The organism is Paraburkholderia sp. (assembly GCF_047605525.1).
Classification (GTDB): domain Bacteria; phylum Pseudomonadota; class Gammaproteobacteria; order Burkholderiales; family Burkholderiaceae; genus Paraburkholderia.
The window spans coordinates 1-21962 of the sequence record NZ_JASGFN010000029.1; the positions used below are offsets into that span (position 1 = coordinate 1).

The following is a 21962-nucleotide window of genomic DNA, read 5'->3' on the forward strand; positions in this document are numbered from 1 at the left end:
GCCCGCACCCGCCGCTCGCGCGGCAGTGGACGCGGCGTCCGGCGCGCTTGCCGCGGCGCCGTCGGCGGCATTGCACACCCACGCGCACAACCCGACCGCCACGCGCGCGAGCGCTATCGATATCGGCCGCAAGGTGATCGAAGCGGAAGCGCAGGCCACGCGGATGGCGGCCGCCGCGCTCGTCGAAGCGCGCCGCAAAGCCGTGGCCGCCGACGGCTACGTGCGGCGCAACCCCTGGACCTCGGTGCTGCTCGCCGCGGCGGCGGGACTGACCGCCGCCGCGATGGCGCGCCGCGGCACGGCGAAACGCTGACGAAACCCAACGGTTGCACCTCCCGACGCTGCCCAGGTTGCGCCTGCGCACAAACACCCTCGTTCTGTCCAGTCCGGCGAGCCGCGCCGCCGCTTGCGCTTTTTATGCGTTCTATACAAAACCAGTCGAACAATTAGACGAGTAGATTACGTCGCCCATTCAAAATCAATGCCAAAAGTGCACTTATTCATTCAGTCACTATCGACAAAACAACAATAATGCTTATGGCACCAATAAATATTGCACAAACAGAAACAATCCTTGGCGGGCTTTAAATACAAGGCTTTGGGCGATTTGTCAGTTTTTGGCGACACTCTTTTTTTTCCTGTTCTTACCAATTGAAACAGTGAGCTATTCTGCTTTCCGCAACAACGAACAATCATCTGCGTGGAGAAATAGATGAAACGAATCGCACTGTCTACCCTCTCGCTGGCGCTGCTCGGCGTCACCGGCATGGCTCACGCGCAAAGCAGCGTGACCCTCTATGGCTTGATCGATGAATCGGTCCAATACGTGAACAACGCTACCCCCCATGGCGGTAGCCTCGTGCAAATGTTCGGCGGCAACATCCAGGGCAACCGTTTCGGCCTGAAGGGCACGGAAGACCTGGGCGGCGGCCTGAAGGCGATTTTCCAGTTGGAAAACGGCTTTGACATCAACACCGGCAAGCTCGGTCAAGGCGGCCTGATGTTCGGCCGTCAGGCTTTCGTCGGTTTGAGCGGCGACTCATGGGGCACGCTGACGGCAGGCCGTCAGTATGACCCGCTGGTCGACATGGTCCAGCCGCTCACGGGCGACAACTACTTCGGCAGCACGTTCGCGACGCCGGGTGACGTCGACAACAACGACAACAGCTTCCGCGTGAACAACGCGATCAAGTACGTGTCGCCGGTGTGGAGCGGCTTCCAGATCGAAGGCATGTACGCACTGGGCGGCGTCGCGGGCTCGACGGGTTCGGGTCAGACGTGGTCGGGCGCGGCAACGTATGCAACGGGTCCGTTCAGCATCGCCGCCGGCTACCTGCGTGCCGACAATGCAAGCTCGCTGGCTACGCGCACCGCGGCAGGCGGCTGGGCCGGCACGGCAGGCGGCACGTTCGACTCCGCATTCCCGGCCGACGCCGGCATCAATGCCGCGTACGCGTTCTCGAAGTCGATCGGCATCGCTTCGGCAGCCGTTCAGTACGTGACGGGTCCGTTCACGGCCAACCTGAGCTATAGCAACGCGCAATACAAGCCGGACGCGAACTCGGGCTTCGGGTCGACGCAGAAGTTCAACGTCGGCCGCGCTTACGTCGGTTACCAGATCACGCCGGCAACGCTGCTGGGCCTCGGCTACGCTTACACGCGCGGCTCGGGCGACGCAACGGCAACGTACAACCAGGTTTCGCTGGGCGCGAGCTACGCGCTGTCGAAGCGCACCGACCTGTACGCAGTCGGCGCATGGCAACATGCGAGCGGCGACCAGCGCGATCCGACCACCGGCGGCCTCGTGCCGGCAACGGCTTCGATCGGTTCGTACGGCAACCAGTCGAGCACCGACAACCAGGTCATGGTCAGCCTCGGTATCCGTCACAAGTTCTAATCGGACTTCGAATCGGACTCCCTACGCGGCTGACGGGCCGCGTAATCGAAAACCAGCCAGAGGCGATGCCGATGGCTGGTTTTTTTTGTCCTGTGATGAGACGCCCCGAGCGGGGCGCCGCGCGCTTCTAGCGCCGCTGCGCCTTGCCCTTGTCGGCCTGCGCGAGCGTCTGCGCGGGCTTCACGTCGCTTTCATGCTCGAGGCCGTCGGCGCCGACCGGCGCGCGATACAGCACGAGTGCCTGCTCGGGCAGCAACGGCTGCATGCCGAGCGAGTCCTGCCAGTCCGGATCCGGAATCTCGGCGAACACCTGGCGCAAACGCTCGCCCCACGTGCGGTGAATCATGTCGAAATACGCGTTGTCGCGATCGATCGACACGAAGCGCGTGACGCGCAGCGCATCCTTCTCGTACACGAGCAGATCGAGCGGCAGCCCCACGGAGAGATTCGAGCGCAGCGTCGAATCCATCGAGATCAGCGCGGACTTCGCGGCTTCGTCGAGCGGCGTGGACGGCGTCAGCACGCGGTCGATGATCGGCTTGCCGTACTTCGCCTCGCCGATCTGGAAATACGGATTAACCGCCGACGCCTCGATGAAATTGCCGGCCGCATAAATCATGAACAGGCGCATCCGGTTGCCCGCGATCTGCCCGCCGAGAATGAAGCTGCAATTGAAATCGACGCCGAACTGCTGCAGCGCCTCCGCGTCGCGCTGATGCACGCGACGCACCGCGTTGCCGACCACGCGGGCGGCGTCCGCCACCGTCGGCACGTTCCAGAGCGTCGGCTGCGTGGCATCGGCGGGCTCGGACAGCTCGTGCAGCACCGCCTGCGTAAGCGACAGATTGCCGGCGCCCAGCAGCACGAGCAGACGTTCACCGGGTTGCTCGAACACCGACATCTTGCGCGCGGTGCTGACGTGATCGACGCCGGCATTGGTACGCGTGTCGGACAGGAACACGAGGCCGTCGTTGACGGCCATCGCTACGCAGTAAGTCATAGGGAATCCGCGAAAGGCAAATGAACGGCGCTATTGTAATGCGGCGCAGATGCGCCTTTTATCCGTGTTTACGGCCTTCTGCGGCCCGATCTTCAACAATTGTCAGGAATGGCGAGGCCCCGGCGGGCACGATCATCGCGGCTCCGGCGCGAAACACGCCGGGCCGTCAGCCGGCCCGGTGCCGGGTGAGCGAGGCGCCGGTTACTGCGGCATCTCCGCGCTGACGATCACCGCGACGTCGAGCTCTTCCGCGAGCCCGCCGATACGCCGACCACGCACCGGCGCCGCCGCTTCATAGTCACGCGCCACCGCGAGCCGGCAGTAGTTCTCGCTCGCAAACGCGGCATGCGTCACGTCGACGGAAATCCAGCCGGTGCCCTCGAGCCACACGTCGACCCATGCATGGCTCGCGCCGTGAGGCACGTCGCCCGGCTCGATATAGCCGCTCACGTAACGCGCGGGCACGCCGCGCGCGCGGCAGCACGCGAGCATCAGATGCGCATGGTCCTGGCACACGCCGTTGCCGAGCGCGAGCGCCTCGGCGGCCGTGCTCGTGACCGCCGTGACGCCGGGCCGGTACTGCACGCGCTGCACGATCTGCTCCGATAGCGCGATCAGGCTCGCCGGGCTCGCGAGGCTCGACACCGTCGCGGCCAGCTCGCGGATCTCCGCATCGGCGTCGGTCAGGCGCGTCGCGCAGGTGAAATGCTCGAGCGGAATCGGGCCGGGCGGATCGCGCAGCGCGCCGTCGACGAGCGGCACCGTGCTCACCTCGCCCGTCACGATCAGATGAATCTCGTTATGCGGCTTGTTGATGACGAGCGTATGCAGCACGTTGCCGTACGCGTCGAGGGTCGCGTCGAGCTTGCCCGGCGCGTCGATGTGCCAGCGCCGCACGGTCTGCGCGGCGCCGCTCGCCGGCGTCAGGCGCAACTGCTGGATCGAATAATGAACCGTCGCTTCGTAGCGATAGGAAGTGTCGTGGCGGATCGTCAGGTACATGAGAAAGCTCCGTCAGGCCACTGGCAGCATCAGATAGGTCTGCGCAACCAGATTGCCCAGATCGAACACGCGGGCGAGGAATTGCGTCAGATACGCATGCAGGCCGATTTCGAAAATCTGCCGGATGTCGGCATACAGCAGCTCGGCGCGCAGCTTGCCGGCGAAGCGCTCGCACTGGTTCGAGCCCGACGTGCGCAGCATCGCCAGATTCGTGCAGACGCCGTCGAGCGACGCGAGCAGCGAGCGCGGCATCTGCTGGTTCAGGATCATCAGCTCGACCACGCGCGCGGGCGTCACGACGTCGCGATACACCTTGCGGTAGATTTCCAGCGCCGACACCGAGCTCAGAATCGACGTCCAGTAATAGAAGTCCTCGAGCTGGCGCGCGGCGTCGCGCGAATTCGGCTCGATGTTCGCGAAACGCACGTCGAGAATCCGCGCGGTGTTGTCGGCGCGCTCCAGATAGGTGCCGAGCTGCGTGAAGAAGAACGCGTCGTCCTGCAGCGCGGTGCCGATCGTCACGCCGCGCGACAGATGCGAGCGGAACTTGACCCATTCGAACAGCGCGCCGGGATTGCCGACGGCCTGCCCGCTCGACAGCCGCTCGTTGAACTGGAGCCATGTGTCGTTGATGGTTTCCCACCACTCGGTCGTCAGCGTGCCGCGCACCGCGCGGGCGTTTTCGCGCGCGGCCTGCAGACACGAATGAATGCTCGACGGATTGCTCGCGTCCGCGACCATGAAATCGAGCACGTGGTCGCGCGTCGGCTCGGCGTAGCGCTGCTCGAACGCGCCTTCGAGCTCGGAGATGCGCAGCACCGAGCGCTGCGCGCGTGCCTCCTGTTCAGGCGTCTGCGGCAGCAGTTGCGCCTTCAGATTGATGTCGAGCATGCGGGCGGTGTTCTCCGCGCGCTCCATATAGCGGGCCATCCAGAAAAGGTGATCGGCGGTTCGGCTAAGCATGACGGCGTTCCATATCTGAGAGCTGATGACGCAAGGCCTTCGTCAGTATCGAAGACCCGCGCTGGTTGTCCGTAAGCGCCGGCGGCACACCCTGTGCCCCTCGAGGCGCGTCGGGTTGCGAGCAGCGCGCGTTGCGGCAGCCCATCGGCGGCTGCGGCGCGGCGCGGCGGCAACCGCGTCAGTCGACCATCCACGTATCCTTGGTCCCGCCTCCCTGCGAAGAATTGACGACGAGCGAGCCTTCCTGCAACGCGACGCGCGTGAGACCGCCCGCCACCATCGTGGTGGTCTTGCCGGACAGCACGAATGGTCGCAGGTCGATATGGCGCGGCGCGATACCGGCTTCGACGAAGGTCGGACACGCGGACAGCGCGAGCGTGGGCTGCGCGATATAGCCAGCCGGGCGCGCGATCAGACGCTCGCGGAACGCCTCGATTTCGGCCTGCGTCGACGCGGGCCCGACGAGCATTCCGTAGCCGCCCGCGCCGTGCACTTCCTTGACGACCAGTTCCGGCAGATGCGCGAGCGTGTACGCGAGATCGTCCGGCTTGCGGCACTGGTAAGTGGGCACGTTGTTCAGAATCGGCTTTTCGCCGAGGTAGAACTCGATCATGTCCGGCACGTACGGGTAGATCGATTTGTCGTCGGCGATGCCGGTGCCCATCGCGTTCGCGAGCGCGACGCGGCCGGCGCGATAGGCGGTCAGCAGACCCGGCACGCCGAGCGCCGAATCCGGGCGAAACGCGAGCGGATCGAGAAAGTCGTCGTCGACGCGCCGGTAGATCACGTCGATGCGCTTCGGCCCCTGCGTCGTGCGCATGAACACGTAGTTGTCGTCGACGAACAGATCCTTGCCTTCGACGAGCTCGACGCCCATCTGCTGCGCGAGAAACGTGTGCTCGAAATAGGCGGAGTTGTACATGCCGGGCGTGAGCACGACGACGACCGGATCGTCGACGCCTTCGGGCGCGACCGAGCGCAGCGTATCGAGCAGCAGATCGGGGTAATGCGCGACCGGCGCGATACGGTTCTGCACGAACAGCTCGGGGAACAGCCGCATCATCATCTTGCGGTTTTCGAGCATGTACGACACGCCCGACGGCACGCGCAGGTTGTCTTCGAGTACGTAGAACTCGCCGGCGTCGCCCGCGCGCACCACGTCGACGCCGGCAATATGCGCGTAAACACCGAGCGGCACGTCGACGCCCTGCATCTCCGGACGATACTGCGCATTGGTGTAGACCTGCTCGGCCGGCACGATGCCCGCGCGCACGATGTTGCGATCGTGATAGACGTCGTGGATGAACTGGTTGAGCGCCTGCACGCGCTGCCGCAGACCCGCTTCGAGTGTTTGCCATTCGCCGCGCGGAATGATGCGCGGAATCAGGTCGAAAGGAATCAGCCGTTCGGTGCCGGACAGGTCTCCGTTCACCGCGAAGGTGATGCCGACTCGCCGGAACAGCAGATCGGCTTCCGCGCGCTTGCGTGCGATCGCCTCCTCGCCCTGCTTGGTCAGCCATCGCTCGAAGCGCGCGTAATGCGGCCGTACGCCATCGTCGTGATGGCGCATCTCGTCATAGCATCGCATGTCAGCCCCACTCTTGTTGTCAATAGAAGGCGAATGCGCTGCGCATTCGGTACTCGGCAATCGATCAAGCAAGCGTTATGCCATTGAGTTTTGCATGCCGGACGGCGTTGGCGTGCACGCTAACGGCGCATCCGGATCGCATCGCGCCGTGTCGATCGTACTGCCGTGGATCAATGATGCGTCAGTCCGGTGCGGGCGCGCCATCAGGGCGCACACTATGAGAAACGCGGTGCTGTTTCACCGGCGGATTTGACCTTTCACTAACGAAGCGAAACGAAGCGCGCGCATAAAAAAAGTCCCCGTGGATTTTCATCCACGGGGACTCGGACTACCTGTATGCAAGCGCTGATACAAGCACTCGAACGTCAGGCATGGTTAAACCATGAAGGCCGATACCACGCTCCCACGCCCGCGCCCAGGCGGCTTGCCGGCGCGCCTGGCTCAAGCCGCCGCTGCGTCCTTCAGCTTCTTCAGCGCGCGCGCCTTGATACGCACGCTTGCCGGCTTGGCCGGGAACCAGCGCTCTTCGCCCGTGAACGGGTCTTTGCCGAAGCGCCTCTTCTTCGCCGGCACAGCCTGCACGACGATCTTCAACAGACCCGACAGCGTGAATTCGCCAGCGCCCTTCTTGTGCACCGAGCCGAGGATCGTGTCTTCGAGCGCGGCCAGCACGGCCTTGGCGGCCTTCGGTTCCACTGCGGCACGTTCAGCGATGTGAGCTGCCAACGAGGCCTTCGTGAAGGTGTCCTTGATCGGCGACGGTGCGCCAGACGCCTTCACGGCGACCTTCTTGGCTGCGACGGCTTTCTTCGCAGGAACTTTCTTTGCAGCAACCTTCTTGGTCGGTACCGGGGCAGCAGCCTTCTTGGCCACCTTTTTTGCGGAAGTCGGCATGTTTCTCCTACCTGTTGTGGTCAGTGAATTGCTGAAGCGCACACCGTATGCGCACGCTTCAACGCCGGATTCTACAAGCGCTCGTGCGATTTGCGCGACTCTTTTATGTATTGCGATGAAGTTTTTTGCGCGGTAACCACAGCGCGACACGTTTTAGTACCTGTTTTAGCGGGTAAAACGCTCATGGCGAGGTCTTCGACGTGCAGACGTAACGCACGTTACAGTTCGTTTCGGGCGTCGCTTTCCGGCACCCGATGCGGGCTGCCCAACGCTTTTCGCCCCTTGATTCAAGGCACTTTCGTCATTTTCGCGGGTAGCCGGGCCTGCGCCGCGAAGCTTCTGACGATGTTTCAGCGAGCCGGAAATCAGCGATCTGACGCTGCTGATCGTCGCGATCAACGGCTGGAACCGGATTGCGGTGTCGTTCAGGAAGATGCCGGAGTAAGGCTATTGCAACGCGGGCGCGCGGCGCTCCGCAAGCTCTAGAAGATCACGGAGACCGCCACCGCGAGCCAGATCGAAGCCACGCCCGCGAGAAACAGATGCCGCGCGATGCGCACGCGGGCATCGCTGGTCTCCGGCTCGACGGGACTGGTCGCCATCCACGGCACGAGGCCGAGGCACGCGAAGCCGGCCAGCGCGAGCACGACCACCACGACGTCGGCCGCGCGCCAGGCGGTCGGCTCATACATGCCCCAGTAGCCGAGAAACACGATACCGATCGAGAACACCGTTGCAGAAGCGGCGCTGAGCGCGGGCACCGATCCGGTTGGAGCCGGCATGCTTCACCTCCGATCGTGGGACTGCGACGGGCGTCCCCCCCCATCCGTTCCGGTGCCGGCTGCGCGGCGAGCCGTCAGGAGGTACGGGCCTGGCGCGCTTCGTACGTCTTCAGATGACTATAGGCGACGCGCAACAGCGACAGGCCGTGCTCGCCCTTTTGCGCGTCGCCGCCGCGCGAAATCAGATCGCCGAGAATGTGATCCGCCTCGGTATGCGAATGGTTTTCCACGTCGCGCAGCATCGACGCGGTCAGCGGCGACGGTGTCAGCAGCATTTGCGTGGCGCGCGCGTCGAAGTCGGCGGCCATCGTAAAGCCGTTGTTCTCCGCCACCGCGCGGCATTCGCCGAGCACGTTCTCGATCACGCGCTTGCCGTCGGGCGCAGCCAGAATATCGCCGACCGAACCGCGCATCAAGCACGTACTGCCTGCCAGCGTGGCCAGGAACACCCACTTCTCCCACATGCGCAGCAGGATGTTGTCGCTGACCGACACGTCGAAGCTCGCGCCGGACATCGCGTCGGCAATCTCCTGGGTGCGCGCGGAGGTGCCGCCCGCGAGTTCGCCGAACGTGATCGCCTGCGTGTCGTTCAGATGCACGATGTGCTGCTCGGCGTTCAGCGTCGCGGCGATCACGCACTGGCCGCCAAGCACGCGCTCCTTGCCGAATCGCGCGGTGAGCACGTCGATATGGCGCATGCCGTTGAGCATCGGCAGGATTACCGTCGATTCGCCGACCAGCGGCGCGAACGAATCGATCGCGTCGTCGAGGCTATAGGCCTTGCAGCTCAGCAGCACGAGATCGAACGGCTCGGTGCTCACGCCGGCGAGAATCGTCTTCACGTCGCGCAGCACGAGGTCGCCGCGCGAACTGTCGATCACGAGGCCGTCGCGCCGCAGCTTGTCCGCGCGACCCGCGCGCACGAGGAAGGTCACGTCCTGACCTGCCGCCGCCAGACGTCCACCGAAATATCCGCCTACCGCGCCCGCCCCTACAACCAGAATTCGCATCTTGAGCCTCTTGAAAGATTTCGATCGCACCGCTCGCGTCAGGCATGTTGCCCATGTCGCTCCCGCACCGCGACTTTCGACGCATTCTCGTAATGCCATGGATGCGGTGCGTGTGCAGGAATGTAGCAAAGATTGCGCATCGTCAGCCACGCTCCCCGCCAACCGCCCTTGGGGAAAACCCACCTCGGACGGCCCCGGCAAAGTTCGCCCAGTGCGACGATTCAACGCTGCCGCAGGGACGCCAAACATCAAATCATTAGATCTGGATCAAACTATTGCCCAATTCATGCATCAACTCTACTTCTTTATATCCGCATCCTTTAATGTCTGGGAACGTTCACCAACCGGCACAGGATAGCCATGAGCCATTTTCTGGACAGGTTGCGTTACTTCACGACGGCCCGCGCGCCATTCTCGGACGGCCACGGCGCCGTTACCGATGAAGACAGAAAATGGGAAGACGCATATCGACAGCGCTGGCAACACGACAAGATCGTACGCTCCACGCATGGCGTGAATTGCACGGGCTCGTGCTCGTGGAAAATCTATGTGAAAGGCGGCATCGTCACGTGGGAAACCCAGCAGACCGACTATCCGCGCACGCGCCCCGACATGCCCAATCACGAGCCCCGCGGATGTTCGCGCGGCGCGTCGTACTCCTGGTATCTCTATAGCGCGAACCGCCTCAAATATCCGCTGGTGCGCAGCGCGCTCGTCAAGCTATGGCGCGAGCGGCGCCGGACCCTGGAGCCGGTCGACGCGTGGCAATCGATCGTCGAGGACGAGACGGCGCGCCGTGGCTATCAGATGCGGCGCGGACTCGGCGGCTTCATCCGTTCGAGCTGGGACGAGGTCAACGAGATCGTCGCCGCCGCCAATGTCTACACGGTCAAGCACCACGGGCCGGATCGCGTGGTGGGCTTTTCGCCGATTCCCGCGATGTCGATGGTGTCGTACGCGGCCGGTTCGCGCTATCTGTCGCTGATCGGCGGCGTGTGCCTGAGCTTCTACGACTGGTACTGCGATCTGCCGCCGGCTTCGCCGCAAACATGGGGCGAGCAGACCGACGTGCCGGAATCGGCCGACTGGTACAACTCCACGTTCATCATGATGTGGGGGTCCAACGTGCCGCAAACACGCACGCCCGACGCGCATTTCATGACCGAGGTCCGCTACAAGGGCACGAAGATCGTGTCGATCTTTCCCGATTACGCGGAAGGCGCGAAGTTCGGCGATATCTGGCTGCATCCGAAGCAAGGCACCGACGCGGCGCTTGCCCTCGCGATGGGTCACGTGATCCTCAAGGAGTTTCACCTCGCCGGCAAAAGCGACTACTTCGCCGACTACTGCCGCCGCTTCACCGATATGCCCTGTCTCGTGCGTCTCGTCGAACGCGCTGGCCGCTATGTGCCGGAACGGCTCGTGCGCGCATCGGATTTCGACGACGCGCTCGGTCAGGCGAACAATCCCGACTGGAAAACCGTGGTCATCGACGCGCCGACCAACACTATCGTCGTGCCGGTCGGTTCCGCGGGGTTTCGCTGGGGGCAGAAAGAAGGCGAAGACAAGGGCAAATGGAATCTGAAACAGCAGTCGGCGGCGGGCGCCGCGATCGAGCCGCGCCTGACGCTCGTCGACGCACACGACGAAGTCGTCGACGTGCTGTTCCCCTACTTCGGCAACATCCGGCATCCGCACTTCAATCACACGTCGCATACCTCGGAACTGTCGCGCAGGATCGGCGCGCGCAGAATCGCGACCCGCAACGGCGACATGCTGGTCGCCACCGTCTATGACCTGTTCGTCGCGAACTACGGCTTGGACCAGGGGCTCGGCGGCGAACACATCGCCGCGAGCTACGACGACGATCTGCCGTACACGCCCGCCTGGCAGGAAGCGATCACCGGCGTCAGGCGCGCGGACGTGATCAATGTCGCCCGCCAGTTCGCGGAGAACGCGCACAAGACGCAGGGCAAGTCGATGGTCATCATCGGCGCGGGGATCAATCACTGGTTCCATATGGACATGTCGTACCGCGCGATCATCAACATGCTGGTCATGTGCGGCTGCATCGGCAAATCGGGCGGCGGCTGGTCGCATTACGTCGGCCAGGAAAAGCTGCGCCCGCAGACCGGCTGGACGGCGCTCGCGTTCGCGCTCGACTGGAACCGCCCGCCGCGCCAGATGAACGCGACGTCGTTCTTCTACGCGCATACGGACCAGTGGCGCTACGACCCGATGGACCCGAGCGCGCTGCTCTCCCCGCTCGAGGACAGGACGCGCTTTCACGGCGCGCCGATCGACTACAACGTGCGCGCCGAACGCATGGGGTGGCTGCCGTCCGCGCCGCAACTGTCCGTCAATCCGCTCGACGTCGGCCGCGCGCTGAACGAACCGGCGCAGGCCGGCGCGAAGATCGCCGGCGAGCTGAAATCGGGCAGCTTGCAGATGGCCTGCGAAGACCCCGACAGTCCCGCGAACTTTCCGCGCAATCTGTTCGTGTGGCGTTCGAACCTGCTCGGCTCGTCGGGCAAAGGTCACGAGTATTTCCTGCGGCATCTGCTCGGCACGACGAATGGCGTGCAGGGCGACGAGGTGTTCAAGTCCGGCCACAAGCATCCCGAGGAAATCGCATGGCATGACGACGCGCCACGCGGCAAGCTCGATCTGCTCGTCACGCTCGACTTCCGCATGTCGACCACCTGCATGTATTCCGACGTCGTGCTGCCCACGGCAACGTGGTACGAGAAGGACGACATGAACACGTCCGACATGCATCCGTTCATTCACCCGCTGTCGGCCGCGGTCGATCCCGCATGGCAATCGAAGAGCGACTGGGAAATCTTCAAGGGCATCGCCAAACGTTTCTCGGAGTTGAGCGCCGGCCATCTCGGCGTCGAACGCGATGTCGTGCTCGCGCCGATTGCTCACGACAGCCCCGGCGAACTCGCGCAGCCGTTCGAGGTGCGCGACTGGAAACACGGCGAATGCGAACCGGTGCCGGGCAAGACGATGCCGGCCGTGATCGTCGTCGAGCGCGATTACCCGGCCACGTATGACCGCTTCACGTCGCTCGGTCCGTTGATGGACAAGCTCGGCAACGGCGGCAAAGGCATCTCGTGGGATACGAAGGACGAAGTCGCGCTGCTCGGCGAACTCAACTATCGCGTCGCGGATGGGGGAAGCAACGGCAACGGCGGCGGCGCGAATGGCACGAGCGGCACGGCCGGTCGCCCCCGCATCGATACCGCGCTCGACGCCGCCGAGGTCATCCTGTCGCTGGCGCCGGAAACCAACGGCGCGGTCGCGGTGAAAGCGTGGGAGGCCATCTCGGCGATGACCGGCATCGAGCACGCGCACCTGGCCGACGCGCGCGCGGATGAAAAAATCCGCTTTCGCGACATCCAGGCGCAGCCGCGCAAGATCATCTCGTCGCCGACATGGAGCGGCATCGAATCGGAGCACGTGTCGTACAACGCGGGCTACACCAATGTTCACGAGCTGATTCCGTGGCGCACGATCAGCGGCCGCCAGCAGCTCTACCAGGACCACACGTGGATGCGCGCGTTCGGCGAATCGCTGTGCGTGTACAAGCCGCCGATCGAAACCGGCAACTACCAGAACATGCTCGGCGCGCGCTCGAACGGCAACCCCGAAATCGCGCTGAACTTCATCACGCCGCACCAGAAATGGGGTATCCACAGCACGTACACCGACAACCTGCTGATGCTCACGCTGTCGCGCGGCGGCCCGATCGTCTGGCTGTCGGAAATCGACGCGCGGCAGATCGGCGTCGTCGATAACGACTGGATCGAGTGCTACAACGCGAACGGCGCGTTGTGCGCGCGTGCCGTCGTGAGCCAGCGCGTCCCGCACGGGATGGTGATGATGTATCACGCGCAGGAAAAGATCGTGAATACGCCGGGCTCGGAAATCACCGGCACGCGCGGCGGCATCCACAACTCCGTCACGCGCGTGGCGCTGAAGCCGACGCATATGATCGGCGGCTATGCGCAGCTGGCGTACGGCTTCAATTACTACGGCACGGTCGGCTCGAACCGCGACGAATTCCTGATCGTGCGCAAGATGAAAAACGTCGACTGGCTCGACGATGCGCCGCCTGATCCCGTCAATCCCGCTATCGGGCATCAACACCGTCAGGGAGAAACCTCATGAAGGTGCGCGCGCAGATCGCCATGGTGCTCAATCTCGACAAATGCATCGGCTGCCACACGTGTTCCGTCACCTGCAAGAACGTGTGGACGAGCCGTGAAGGCATGGAGTACGCGTGGTTCAACAACGTCGAGACGAAGCCCGGCATCGGTTATCCGAAAGACTGGGAAAACCAGGACCGCTGGCGCGGCGGGTGGAAGCGCAAGGCGGACGGCAAGATCGAACCGCGTCTGGGCAGCAAGTGGCGCCTGCTCGCGCAGATTTTCGCGAACCCGCATCTGCCCGAAATCGACGACTACTACGAGCCCTTCACATTCGATTACGCGCATCTGCAGGATTCCGGCGACACGAAGGCGATGCCCGTCGCGCGTCCGCGCTCGCTGATCAGCGGTCAACGGCTCGAAAAGATCGAGTGGGGGCCGAACTGGGAAGAGATTCTCGGTGGCGAGTTCGAGAAACGCTCGAAGGATTACAACTTCGAGAACGTGCAGAAGGATATTTACGGGCAGTTCGAGAATACCTTCATGATGTATCTGCCGCGGCTGTGCGAGCACTGCCTGAACCCGGCGTGCGTCGCATCGTGTCCGTCCGGCTCGATCTACAAGCGCGAGGAAGACGGCATCGTGCTGATCGATCAGGACAAGTGCCGCGGCTGGCGCATGTGCGTGTCCGGCTGCCCGTACAAGAAGATCTATTTCAACTGGCACAGCGGCAAGGCGGAGAAATGCATCTTCTGCTATCCGCGCATCGAAGCGGGACAGCCGACCGTCTGTTCGGAAACGTGCGTGGGCCGCATTCGCTATCTCGGCGTGATGCTGTACGACGCGGATCGCATCAGCGAGGCAGCGAGCGTCGAGAACGAAGCCGATCTGTATGAAGCGCAGTTATCGGTGTTTCTCGACCCGAACGATCCCGAGGTGATCGCGCAGGCCGAACGCGACGGCGTGCCCGCTGCCTGGCTGGAAGGCGCGCGGCGTTCGCCGGTCTACAAGATGGCGATCGACTGGAAGATCGCTTTTCCGCTGCACCCGGAATACCGGACGCTGCCGATGGTCTGGTACGTCCCGCCGCTTTCGCCGATCAACGCGGCCGCCAACAGCGGCGAGCTCGGCATGAACGGCTATCTGCCGGACATCGAATCGCTGCGCATTCCGCTTCGCTATCTGGCGAACCTGCTGACGGCCGGCAACGAAGAACCCGTCAAGCTGGCGCTCGAACGGCTGCTCGCGATGCGCGCGTTCATGCGCGCGCGCCACGTCGATCAGGTCGAAGCGCCCGGCGTGCTCAAGCAGGCAGGACTGACGGTCGCCCAGGTCGAGGACATGTACCGCTATCTGGCGATTGCGAACTTCGAGGATCGCTTCGTGATTCCCACGTCGCACCGCGAGTATGCGGAAGACGCATTCGATCTGCGTTCGTCGTGCGGGTTCTCGTTCGGCAACGGCTGCTCGGATGGCCGCTCCGAAGCGAGTCTCTTCACGACGAAGAAGAGCAACCGCAAGATTCCGATTCGCCAGGAGTTCTGACATGGCCTCTCGTGACACCACTCCACCCGGCGCGACCTATGCGGTACTGGGCGCGCTGCTCGGCTATCCGGACCAGCCGCTGCTCGACGCATTGCCGGAAGCACGGGAATTGCTGCGCGGCGAGCGCGGCCTGACCCGCGACGCGCGCGCGGGCGTCGAACAGTTCATCGACTATTGCGCGCAGCGCGATCTGTTCACGCTGCAGGAAAACTACGTCGCGCTGTTCGATCGCGGACGCGGCACATCGCTGTACCTGTTCGAGCATGTGCACGGCGAATCGCGCGATCGCGGCCAGGCGATGGTCGATCTGAAGCGGATGTACGAGGAACATGGCCTGTATCTGGACGCGGGCGAATTGCCCGACTACCTGCCCGTGTTCCTCGAATACCTGTCGCGCCTGCCCGCCGCGGAAGCCCGCGGGCTGCTCGCGGAGACGGGCGAGATTCTGCAATCGGTCACCACGCACCTCGCGAAACGCGGCAGCCCGTACAGCTTCGTGGTCGGCGCGCTGTTGCCGCTCGCGGGGTTCGGCCGCGGCGAGAAGCCCGACACGCTCAACGAGGACGACGCGCAATCGCCGCCGTCCGCCGCCGACTATCGCGCGCTCGATGCCGCGTGGGCCGACGAGCCGGTTCGCTTCGTCGGCGCGGCGACGCCCACGAACGGCAACGGCGCGCCCATCCACTTCTACGACAGCCGTCCTGGCGCCGCATCGCCGGCGGGACGCGGCACTAACCGGGAGAACAGGTCATGAGCGACTACTTCCATCAGTTCGTGTTCGGCATCTACCCGTATATCTGTCTTGCGGTGCTGCTGCTCGGCAGTCTCGTGCGTTTCGACCGCGAGCAATACACGTGGAAAAGCGATTCGTCGCAGATGCTGCGGCACGGCACGCTGCGCCTCGGCAGCAACCTGTTTCACTGGGGCATCCTGATCGTGGTGGGCGGCCATTTCGTCGGCTTCCTCGCGCCGCACTGGCTCGTGTCGCCGTTCATGTCGGCGTCGATGCACCAGCTCGTTGCGATGGTGGCGGGCGGCACGGCGGGCGTCGTCGCGATCATCGGCCTGACGATCCTGATTCACCGGCGTCTCGGCGACGTGCGCATCCGCCGCAACAGCCGCGTGTCCGACATCGTCATCGTGCTGATGCTGTGGGTGCAGCTCGCGCTCGGACTCGGCACGGTCGTGCTGTCGATGCGTCATATGGACGGCGTGATGTTCGAGCAACTGACCGACTACGTGAAAGGCGTGGTCACGTTCCGGCCGAATATCGCGGGGCTGCTCGTGGGCGTGCCGCTGACCTATCAGATACATATTGCGCTCGGCTTCACGATTTTCCTCGTTTCGCCGTTCACGCGGATGGTGCATATCTGGAGCGGATTCGCGTCGGTCGCCTATCTGATCCGCCCGTATCAGCTCGTGCGCAAGCGCTAAGGGGTTGACGATGAGCACGATCGACCCACCCGCGCCGGCGGACACTGAGCACGCGTTGAGCGTGAACGGCGTCGCGATCGAAGCGGCGGCCATCGACGACGAAATCGCGCATCACCCGGACGCGCCCGATCCGCGCGCCGCCGCGCGTGTCGCGCTCGTGATCCGCGAACTGCTGCGGCAACGCGCGATCGGGTTGAAGCTGATCGCCGACGGCGCCGCGCTCGACGACGCGTCGCTCGATCGCCTGCTCGAACTCGAACTGAATGTGCCGAGCGCGACCCGCGCGGACTGCGAGCGCTATTACACAAGCCATCCCGCGAGCTTCAGACAGAACGACATCGTGTTCGCGAGCCACATCCTTTTCGCGGTCACGGACCGTGCGCCGCTCGCGCTGGTCCGCCACAAGGCGGAGTCCACATTGCAGCAGGTGCTGCGCGCGCCGGGCACGTTCGAAGACGCCGCGCGCGAGTTCTCGAACTGTCCATCGGCGAAGCTCGGCGGCAGCCTCGGGCAGTTGCTGCGCGGCGACAGCGTGCCCGAATTCGAGCGCGCCCTGTTCGACACGCAGGACATCGGCGTGTTGCCGCGACTCGTCAACACGCGTTTCGGTTTTCATCTCGTGCGTATCGATCGCCGTATCGAAGGCGAGCGGCTTCCGTTCGAATCGGTCGAAGCCGATATCGCCCGCTTTCTCGGCGAGCGGGTCCGTCACAAGGCAATCCAGCAGTACGTGAGCGTGCTGGCTTCGCGCGCGCGCATCGAAGGCGCGGTTCTGGGCGAAGTCAACGGCCCGCTGGTTCAATAGAAGAGGGAACAGCATGAGCGTACACAGCGGCATCAACAATTCCGGCGCGGCGCCGGGCATCACCGCGCAGGCTTGGTCGGTATTGCTGGCGAGCACGCTTGCGTTTCTCGTCTGCTTCGTCGTATGGATGATGTTCGGCGTGCTGGGCGTCCAGTTGCGCGAGGACCTGCGACTGAACAGCACCGAGTTCGGCCTGCTGACCTCGACGCCCGTTCTGACGGGCGCGTTGATGCGTCTGCCGCTCGGCGCATGGACCGACCGCTTCGGCGGACGCATCGTGATGACGGTGCTGCTGGTGGTGTGCGCGGTGCCGGTTTATATCGTCAGTTATGCGACCGCGTTGTGGCAGTTTCTGTTGATCGGGCTTTTTCTCGGCTGCGTCGGCGCATCGTTCGCGGTCGGCACGCCGTATGTCGCGCGGTTCTTTCCGCCGGAGCGGCGCGGCTTCGCAATGGGCTTCTTCGGCGCGGGCACCGCCGGCGCGGCGGTAAATCTGTTCGTCACGCCGTCGTTGCAGGCCGCTTATGGCTGGCGCTTCGTGCCGCGCGTGTACGCGATCGCGCTGCTGGTGACGGCCGTGATCTTCTGGTTCGCCTCGGCGCGCGACCCCGGCGCCGGCAAAAGCCAGGGCTCGTGGCTCGACTCGTTCAAGGTGCTGCGCAATCCGCACGTATGGCGTCTATGCCAGTACTACTCGATTACCTTCGGCGGCTTCACCGCGCTGTCGCTGTGGATCCCGCAGTACCTGAAGGCCGAATACGGGATGTCGCTCGTGATGGCGTCGGCATTCGCCGCCGGGTTCTCGCTGCCCGGCTCGATACTGCGCGCGGTGGGCGGCGGACTGGCCGACCGCTTCGGCGCGCACAACGTGACGTGGTGGGGACTGTGGGTCGCGTGGATATGCCTGTTTCTGCTGTCGTATCCGCCGACCGATTTCGTCATTCACACGATAGACGGCACGCTCAGCCTGCGCCTCCACGTCTCGCTGATCGTATTCGTGCTGCTGACGTTCGTGCTGGGCGGCGTGTTTGCGTTCGGGATGGCGTCGACGTTCAAATACGTCGCCGACGACTTCGCCGGCAACATGGGCGTGGTGACCGGCATTGTCGGCCTGGCAGGCGGGCTGGGCGGCTTTCTGCTGCCGATCCTGTTCGGCATGCTGCTCGACTTCTTCAGGATCCGCTCGACGTGTTTCATGTTTCTTTACGGCATCGTCTGGGTATCGCTGATCCTGATCTATCTGTCGGAAGTCAAGCGCACGCCGGTTATCGGAGAAGCTGCCGGTTAGCGACGCGGATCAAAGCTCCAGCACCGTCACCCCCACCTCCATCCGATGCGCGCCGCCGCCGAGAATCGTGCCGCGCAATAGCGACACGTCGCTGTAGTCGCGCCCGATCGCCAGCGTCACGTGATCGAGATCGGCGAGCACGTCATTGGTCGGATCGAGATCGATCCAGCCGCTGCCGGGACAATGCACCGACACCCACGCATGCGACGCATCCGCGCCGATCAGGCGCGGATGCCCCGGCGGCGGATCGTTGCGCAGATAGCCGCTCACATAGCGCGCGGGCAAGCCGAGCGAACGCAAACAGCCGATCATCACCTGCGCGAAATCCTGGCACACGCCGCTCTTCAGTTCGAACGCGCGCTCGGCCGGCGTATCGAACAGTGTCGCCGACGGCTTGTACGCGAAGTCTTCGTGAATCCGGTGCATCAGATCGATCGCGCCCGCCACGAGCGGCCGGTCCGGCGTAAAGCTCGGCAACGCGTAGTCGCGCAGCGCCGGCCTCAAGGCGATGTTCGGCGACGCAAAGCAGAACTCCGCCGCGGGCCGGAAGCGGCCGCCCGCGCGAAACCGCAGCGCCTCGGCGACCGCTTCCCACGCGGGCGTGGCGTCGGCGTCGAGCGCATTCCAGCGCGGCGTCAGCGCCACCGTGGTTTCGCTGACGAGTTGCAGGCGTTCGTGCGGCGTGTCGAGCGCGAAATACAGCACGTCGTTGCCGAACGCATCGATGCGGCTATGCAGGTACGACGGCGTCGGCTCGATCTGTTCGCTGCGCGAGATCACGCGCTGCCACGGACACGCGAGCGGCCGGATCGTCGCCAGATGCTGCGCGGTCTCCACATAGGTCGAGTAGTGATACGTGGTGCGATGCGCAACGCAGAGCACGGTCGGTGCATTCTTCATGCCCACACCTGCGACGCGACCGTGGTCGCGTGACTGAAATAGCGCGCGCTGACTTCATGCGCGGCGGCATTCGCGAAGCCGCCGATCTGATCGCACAGCGCAATCAGCTTCGTGTACGCGCCGGCTTCATCGACCTCGCACAACGATTCGAGCGTCGGCAGCAACGACACCGCCGGCAACCGCTCCGCGAACGGCGGATGGCGCACGCCGCCCGCCGCGACGCCGATTTCGTCGAGCTTTTTGCGTAGCCGCTCGTACACGCCATAAATGCCGCGCGGATTGTGCGGCTCGATCACCAGCAGATCGAGCAGCGCCGGCACTTCGAAGCGCCCCGGATACAGCGAGCGATACGTCAGCGTACTGTCGAACAGTTGCAGCAGCAGATCGAAACCGGCGGGCGTCGCAAGCTGGCCGTTCGCGGCGACGCCGCGCACGAACGCGGCCATCGTCGCGACGCGTTCGATATGACGCCCGGCGAACAGCAGGCGCCACGCTTCGTCGCGCGTCATCCGGTCGCCTTGCGCGCCGCTGATCGCCGACAACTGCACCGACAGATGTTCGAGCGCATTCGCGAGCGTCACGCGATCGTAGCGTTCGGCGCCGCCGTTCAACCCGCCGGTCATGCCGCCGCCCGCGCCACCGTTGCCCTGCGACGCCGGGCCGTTCCCCGCCCCCACCGCCGGCAGCAATGTCTGCAACGCATCCTGGAAGTCGTTGCGCGCCGCGAGAATCACGCGCCAGTGATCGTTCGACAGCCGTCCGCGGATTTCGCCGTTCGCGCGCGTCTGGCAACTCAGGTTCTGGCTGATGCTCACGCTGTCCGCGTTCTCGCCGAGGTTCGCGACCAGCGCGCGCTCGAACGTCTGCGGCGAAGGCGGCGCCTGCGGCGACGACATGTCGCCCGGCTGCACGAGGCCGCAATACGTGGCCAGCTCGACGAGCGTCGGAAACATCGCGTCGGCGTCGTTGCCTTCGAGCGAGCCGAGGATCAGCCGCAGCAGCCGCACGTTGTTCTCGGCGCGCTCACCATAGCGCCCCGCCCAGAACAGGTTCTCCGCGGCACGGCTCGAGACGGTGCGATGCTTGCGCGCGAGATCGGCGGGCCGCAGCGGCGAAGGCAGCAGCGTGAAGGTCGAGGTCGGCTGGCTCGACAGCACCCATGTGTCGACGCTGCTGCCGCCGTGCTGCATCGACACGGTCGTCTGGCGCCCGGCGGCCATGCGCGTGAAGCCGCCCGGCATCACGTGCCAGCCGCCGTTGACGTCGGCAATCGCATAGACGCGCAGCACCGACGGACGGCCGCCGATCGTGCCCGCCTCATAGCGCGGTGTGCAGGAAAAGCGCTGCTCCTGCTGGATCGTGAACGCGTCGGGCATCGCTTCGATGCGCTCGCGCCACGCCGCGAGCGGCTCGCTGCCCGGCTCGATGCCGGGCGGCGCATCGCGCCCGGCGAGCGGCCACGTCGGCACGATGAACGCTTCGTCGAGATGCGCGAACGCATGCTCGCGCGCCGCCTGTTCGCCGCACCACCAGGTCGGCACGCCCCGCAGCACGAGTTCCTCGCCGAGCAGCGCTTCGGCGATGCCCGGCATGAAGCCGTGCAAGGCCGGCGATTCGGCAAAGCCCGCGCCCGGCACGTTCGAGACGATCACATTGCCCGCGCGCATCACCTGCAACAGGCCCGGCACGCCGATCGTCGAATCGGCGCGCAGCTCGACCGGATCGCAGAAGGCGTCGTCGAGACGCCGCAGCACGACGTGCACGCGTTCGAGTCCGGCCAGTGTCTTCAGATAAAGCCGGTCGCCGCGCACGGTCAGGTCCTTGCCCTCGACCAGCGTGACGCCGAGATAGCGCGCGAGAAACACGTGCTCGAAATAGGTTTCGTTGTAGGGCCCCGGCGTCAACAGCGCGATATGTGGCGAGACATCGGGCGACGCCGCATCGCCGCTGTCCCCCTGCCGCATCGTCGCTTGCGCGGACTGCACGAGCGTCGCGATCAGTTGCGAATAGATCGGCGCGAGGCGGCTCACGCGCAGCGAGCGGAACGGCTCGGCGAACAGCGTCGAGACGATCAGGCGGTTTTCGAGCGCGTAGCCGAGACCGGACGGCGCCTCGGTGCGATGCGCGATCACGCTCCACTCGCCGCCCGGCGTGCGCGCGAGATCGAGCGCGACGACCTGCAGATACTGGCCGCCCGGCGGCGTGAAGCCCTTCACCGAACGCAGATAGCCCGGATGCCCGAACACCAGCGCGGGCGGCAGTTGCCCATGTTCGAGCAGCGTCTGCGGCCCGTAGATATCGGCGACGATCGCGTTGAGCAGATGCGCGCGCTGCGTGACGCCGCGCTCGATATGCGCCCACTCGGTCTCGCTGATCAGAAACGGCAGCAGGTCGAGCGCCCACGGCCGCGACTTGCCGTTGTCCGCGTAGACGTTGTAGCTGATGTCGTTGTCGCGGATCTGCTGCGCGATCGACTCGCGATGATCGGCGAGCCGCGCGATGCCGTCTTCGCCGAGCAGCGCGAAGAACTGCCGCCACGGTTCGCGCAGCGCGCCCGACGCGTCGCGCAGTTCGTCCCAATGTCCGTCATGACCCGGCAACAACCGCAACAGGGACGAAGCGTCCGCCTGCGGCGCGGACGCTTCGAAGGGCAAAGTCGATTGAAAGGCCAAGGTCGTGTGGTGTCAGGAGTGCGTGGTT

At 64.6% G+C, this 21962-nt stretch carries 16 protein-coding genes and 2 pseudogenes; 9 read left to right on the forward strand and 9 right to left on the reverse strand.

Annotated elements, in window-relative coordinates; genetic code table 11:
- Nucleotides 1-313, forward strand: a pseudogene (locus tag QM685_RS31055) (hypothetical protein); the annotation flags it as partial.
- Between the two features lie 399 nt (nt 314-712).
- Complete coding sequence (locus QM685_RS31060; protein ID WP_415122692.1) at nt 713-1897, forward strand: porin; 1185 nt, start codon at nt 713-715, stop codon at nt 1895-1897.
- 127 nt (nt 1898-2024) lie between these two features.
- On the opposite strand, the gene QM685_RS31065 is transcribed toward QM685_RS31060, so the two are convergent.
- The 5 genes from QM685_RS31065 to QM685_RS31085 all read right to left on the reverse strand — a co-directional run bounded on the left by QM685_RS31065 (nt 2025) and on the right by QM685_RS31085 (nt 7344).
- Nucleotides 2025-2897 carry a peptidase gene (locus QM685_RS31065; protein WP_415122694.1) on the reverse strand — a complete coding sequence of 291 codons (873 nt, stop codon included), beginning with the start codon at nt 2895-2897 and terminating at the stop codon, nt 2025-2027.
- Nucleotides 2898-3098: 201 nt separating this feature from the next.
- Nucleotides 3099-3899: a transglutaminase family protein gene (locus tag QM685_RS31070; protein ID WP_415122696.1), complete on the reverse strand. Its 801-nt coding sequence runs from the start codon at nt 3897-3899 to the stop codon at nt 3099-3101.
- 12 nt (nt 3900-3911) lie between these two features.
- A complete protein-coding gene (locus tag QM685_RS31075; protein WP_415122698.1) occupies nt 3912-4862 on the reverse strand; it encodes an alpha-E domain-containing protein in 951 nt (316 codons plus the stop codon).
- Between the two features lie 178 nt (nt 4863-5040).
- A complete protein-coding gene (locus tag QM685_RS31080; RefSeq protein ID WP_415122700.1) occupies nt 5041-6450 on the reverse strand; it encodes a circularly permuted type 2 ATP-grasp protein in 1410 nt (469 codons plus the stop codon).
- Nucleotides 6451-6891: 441 nt separating this feature from the next.
- Complete coding sequence (locus QM685_RS31085; protein WP_415122702.1) at nt 6892-7344, reverse strand: HU family DNA-binding protein; 453 nt, start codon at nt 7342-7344, stop codon at nt 6892-6894.
- A 361-nt stretch (nt 7345-7705) separates the two neighbouring features.
- Between QM685_RS31085 and QM685_RS31090 the strand changes: the two are divergent.
- Nucleotides 7706-7789, forward strand: a pseudogene (locus tag QM685_RS31090) (carboxymuconolactone decarboxylase family protein); the annotation flags it as partial.
- Nucleotides 7790-7826: 37 nt separating this feature from the next.
- Here the strand turns inward: QM685_RS31090 and QM685_RS31095 are convergent.
- Both QM685_RS31095 and panE read right to left on the reverse strand, forming a co-directional pair.
- Nucleotides 7827-8126: a hypothetical protein gene (locus tag QM685_RS31095; protein WP_415122704.1), complete on the reverse strand. Its 300-nt coding sequence runs from the start codon at nt 8124-8126 to the stop codon at nt 7827-7829.
- A gap of 74 nt (nt 8127-8200) precedes the next feature.
- On the reverse strand, nt 8201-9136 hold the full coding sequence (panE, locus tag QM685_RS31100) for a 2-dehydropantoate 2-reductase (RefSeq protein WP_415122706.1): 936 nt from the start codon (nt 9134-9136) through the stop codon (nt 8201-8203).
- A 360-nt stretch (nt 9137-9496) separates the two neighbouring features.
- Between panE and QM685_RS31105 the strand changes: the two genes are divergently transcribed.
- Genes QM685_RS31105 through QM685_RS31130 form a run of 6 tightly spaced genes read left to right on the forward strand, consistent with a single transcriptional unit; the run spans nt 9497 to nt 18362 of the window.
- Complete coding sequence (locus QM685_RS31105; protein ID WP_415122708.1) at nt 9497-13312, forward strand: nitrate reductase subunit alpha; 3816 nt, start codon at nt 9497-9499, stop codon at nt 13310-13312.
- Nucleotides 13309-14835: a nitrate reductase subunit beta gene (gene narH, locus QM685_RS31110; RefSeq protein ID WP_415122710.1), complete on the forward strand. Its 1527-nt coding sequence runs from the start codon at nt 13309-13311 to the stop codon at nt 14833-14835. Before QM685_RS31105 ends, narH begins: the two co-directional genes overlap by 4 nt.
- A 1-nt stretch (nt 14836) precedes the next feature.
- The gene (gene narJ / locus QM685_RS31115; protein ID WP_415122712.1) at nt 14837-15589 is read left to right on the forward strand and encodes a nitrate reductase molybdenum cofactor assembly chaperone; all 753 of its coding nucleotides are present in this window, start codon (nt 14837-14839) and stop codon (nt 15587-15589) included.
- Nucleotides 15586-16269 carry a respiratory nitrate reductase subunit gamma gene (narI, locus tag QM685_RS31120; protein WP_415122714.1) on the forward strand — a complete coding sequence of 228 codons (684 nt, stop codon included), beginning with the start codon at nt 15586-15588 and terminating at the stop codon, nt 16267-16269. The genes narJ and narI overlap by 4 nt, the downstream gene beginning before the upstream one ends.
- 10 nt (nt 16270-16279) lie before the next feature.
- Nucleotides 16280-17074, forward strand: a complete 795-nt coding sequence (locus QM685_RS31125; RefSeq protein ID WP_415122716.1) for a peptidylprolyl isomerase — start codon at nt 16280-16282, stop codon at nt 17072-17074.
- 13 nt (nt 17075-17087) lie between these two features.
- Nucleotides 17088-18362, forward strand: a complete 1275-nt coding sequence (locus QM685_RS31130) for an MFS transporter (protein WP_415122718.1) — start codon at nt 17088-17090, stop codon at nt 18360-18362.
- Between the two features lie 9 nt (nt 18363-18371).
- On the opposite strand, the gene QM685_RS31135 is transcribed toward QM685_RS31130, so the two are convergent.
- Both QM685_RS31135 and QM685_RS31140 read right to left on the reverse strand, forming a co-directional pair.
- A complete protein-coding gene (locus QM685_RS31135) occupies nt 18372-19262 on the reverse strand; it encodes a transglutaminase family protein (RefSeq protein ID WP_415122720.1) in 891 nt (296 codons plus the stop codon).
- Entirely contained in the window at nt 19259-21934 is a 2676-nt protein-coding gene (locus QM685_RS31140; RefSeq protein ID WP_415122722.1) for a circularly permuted type 2 ATP-grasp protein, read from the reverse strand. Before QM685_RS31140 ends, QM685_RS31135 begins: the two co-directional genes overlap by 4 nt.
- Between the last annotated feature and the right edge of the window lie 28 nt (nt 21935-21962).

What these genes read in the sequence shown, in the direction of transcription:
- QM685_RS31130 (WP_415122718.1), top strand. Translation starts at nt 17,088, where the DNA reads ATGAGCGTACACAGCGGCATCAACAATTCCGGCGCGGCGCCGGGCATC.
- QM685_RS31085 (WP_415122702.1), bottom strand. Translation starts at nt 7,344, where the DNA reads ATGCCGACTTCCGCAAAAAAGGTGGCCAAGAAGGCTGCTGCCCCGGTA.
- QM685_RS31070 (WP_415122696.1), bottom strand. Translation starts at nt 3,899, where the DNA reads ATGTACCTGACGATCCGCCACGACACTTCCTATCGCTACGAAGCGACG.
- narI (WP_415122714.1), top strand. Translation starts at nt 15,586, where the DNA reads ATGAGCGACTACTTCCATCAGTTCGTGTTCGGCATCTACCCGTATATC.
- QM685_RS31095 (WP_415122704.1), bottom strand. Translation starts at nt 8,126, where the DNA reads ATGCCGGCTCCAACCGGATCGGTGCCCGCGCTCAGCGCCGCTTCTGCA.
- QM685_RS31065 (WP_415122694.1), bottom strand. Translation starts at nt 2,897, where the DNA reads ATGACTTACTGCGTAGCGATGGCCGTCAACGACGGCCTCGTGTTCCTG.
- QM685_RS31125 (WP_415122716.1), top strand. Translation starts at nt 16,280, where the DNA reads ATGAGCACGATCGACCCACCCGCGCCGGCGGACACTGAGCACGCGTTG.
- narJ (WP_415122712.1), top strand. Translation starts at nt 14,837, where the DNA reads ATGGCCTCTCGTGACACCACTCCACCCGGCGCGACCTATGCGGTACTG.
- QM685_RS31135 (WP_415122720.1), bottom strand. Translation starts at nt 19,262, where the DNA reads ATGAAGAATGCACCGACCGTGCTCTGCGTTGCGCATCGCACCACGTAT.
- panE (WP_415122706.1), bottom strand. Translation starts at nt 9,136, where the DNA reads ATGCGAATTCTGGTTGTAGGGGCGGGCGCGGTAGGCGGATATTTCGGT.
- QM685_RS31075 (WP_415122698.1), bottom strand. Translation starts at nt 4,862, where the DNA reads ATGCTTAGCCGAACCGCCGATCACCTTTTCTGGATGGCCCGCTATATG.
- QM685_RS31105 (WP_415122708.1), top strand. Translation starts at nt 9,497, where the DNA reads ATGAGCCATTTTCTGGACAGGTTGCGTTACTTCACGACGGCCCGCGCG.
- QM685_RS31060 (WP_415122692.1), top strand. Translation starts at nt 713, where the DNA reads ATGAAACGAATCGCACTGTCTACCCTCTCGCTGGCGCTGCTCGGCGTC.
- QM685_RS31080 (WP_415122700.1), bottom strand. Translation starts at nt 6,450, where the DNA reads ATGCGATGCTATGACGAGATGCGCCATCACGACGATGGCGTACGGCCG.
- narH (WP_415122710.1), top strand. Translation starts at nt 13,309, where the DNA reads ATGAAGGTGCGCGCGCAGATCGCCATGGTGCTCAATCTCGACAAATGC.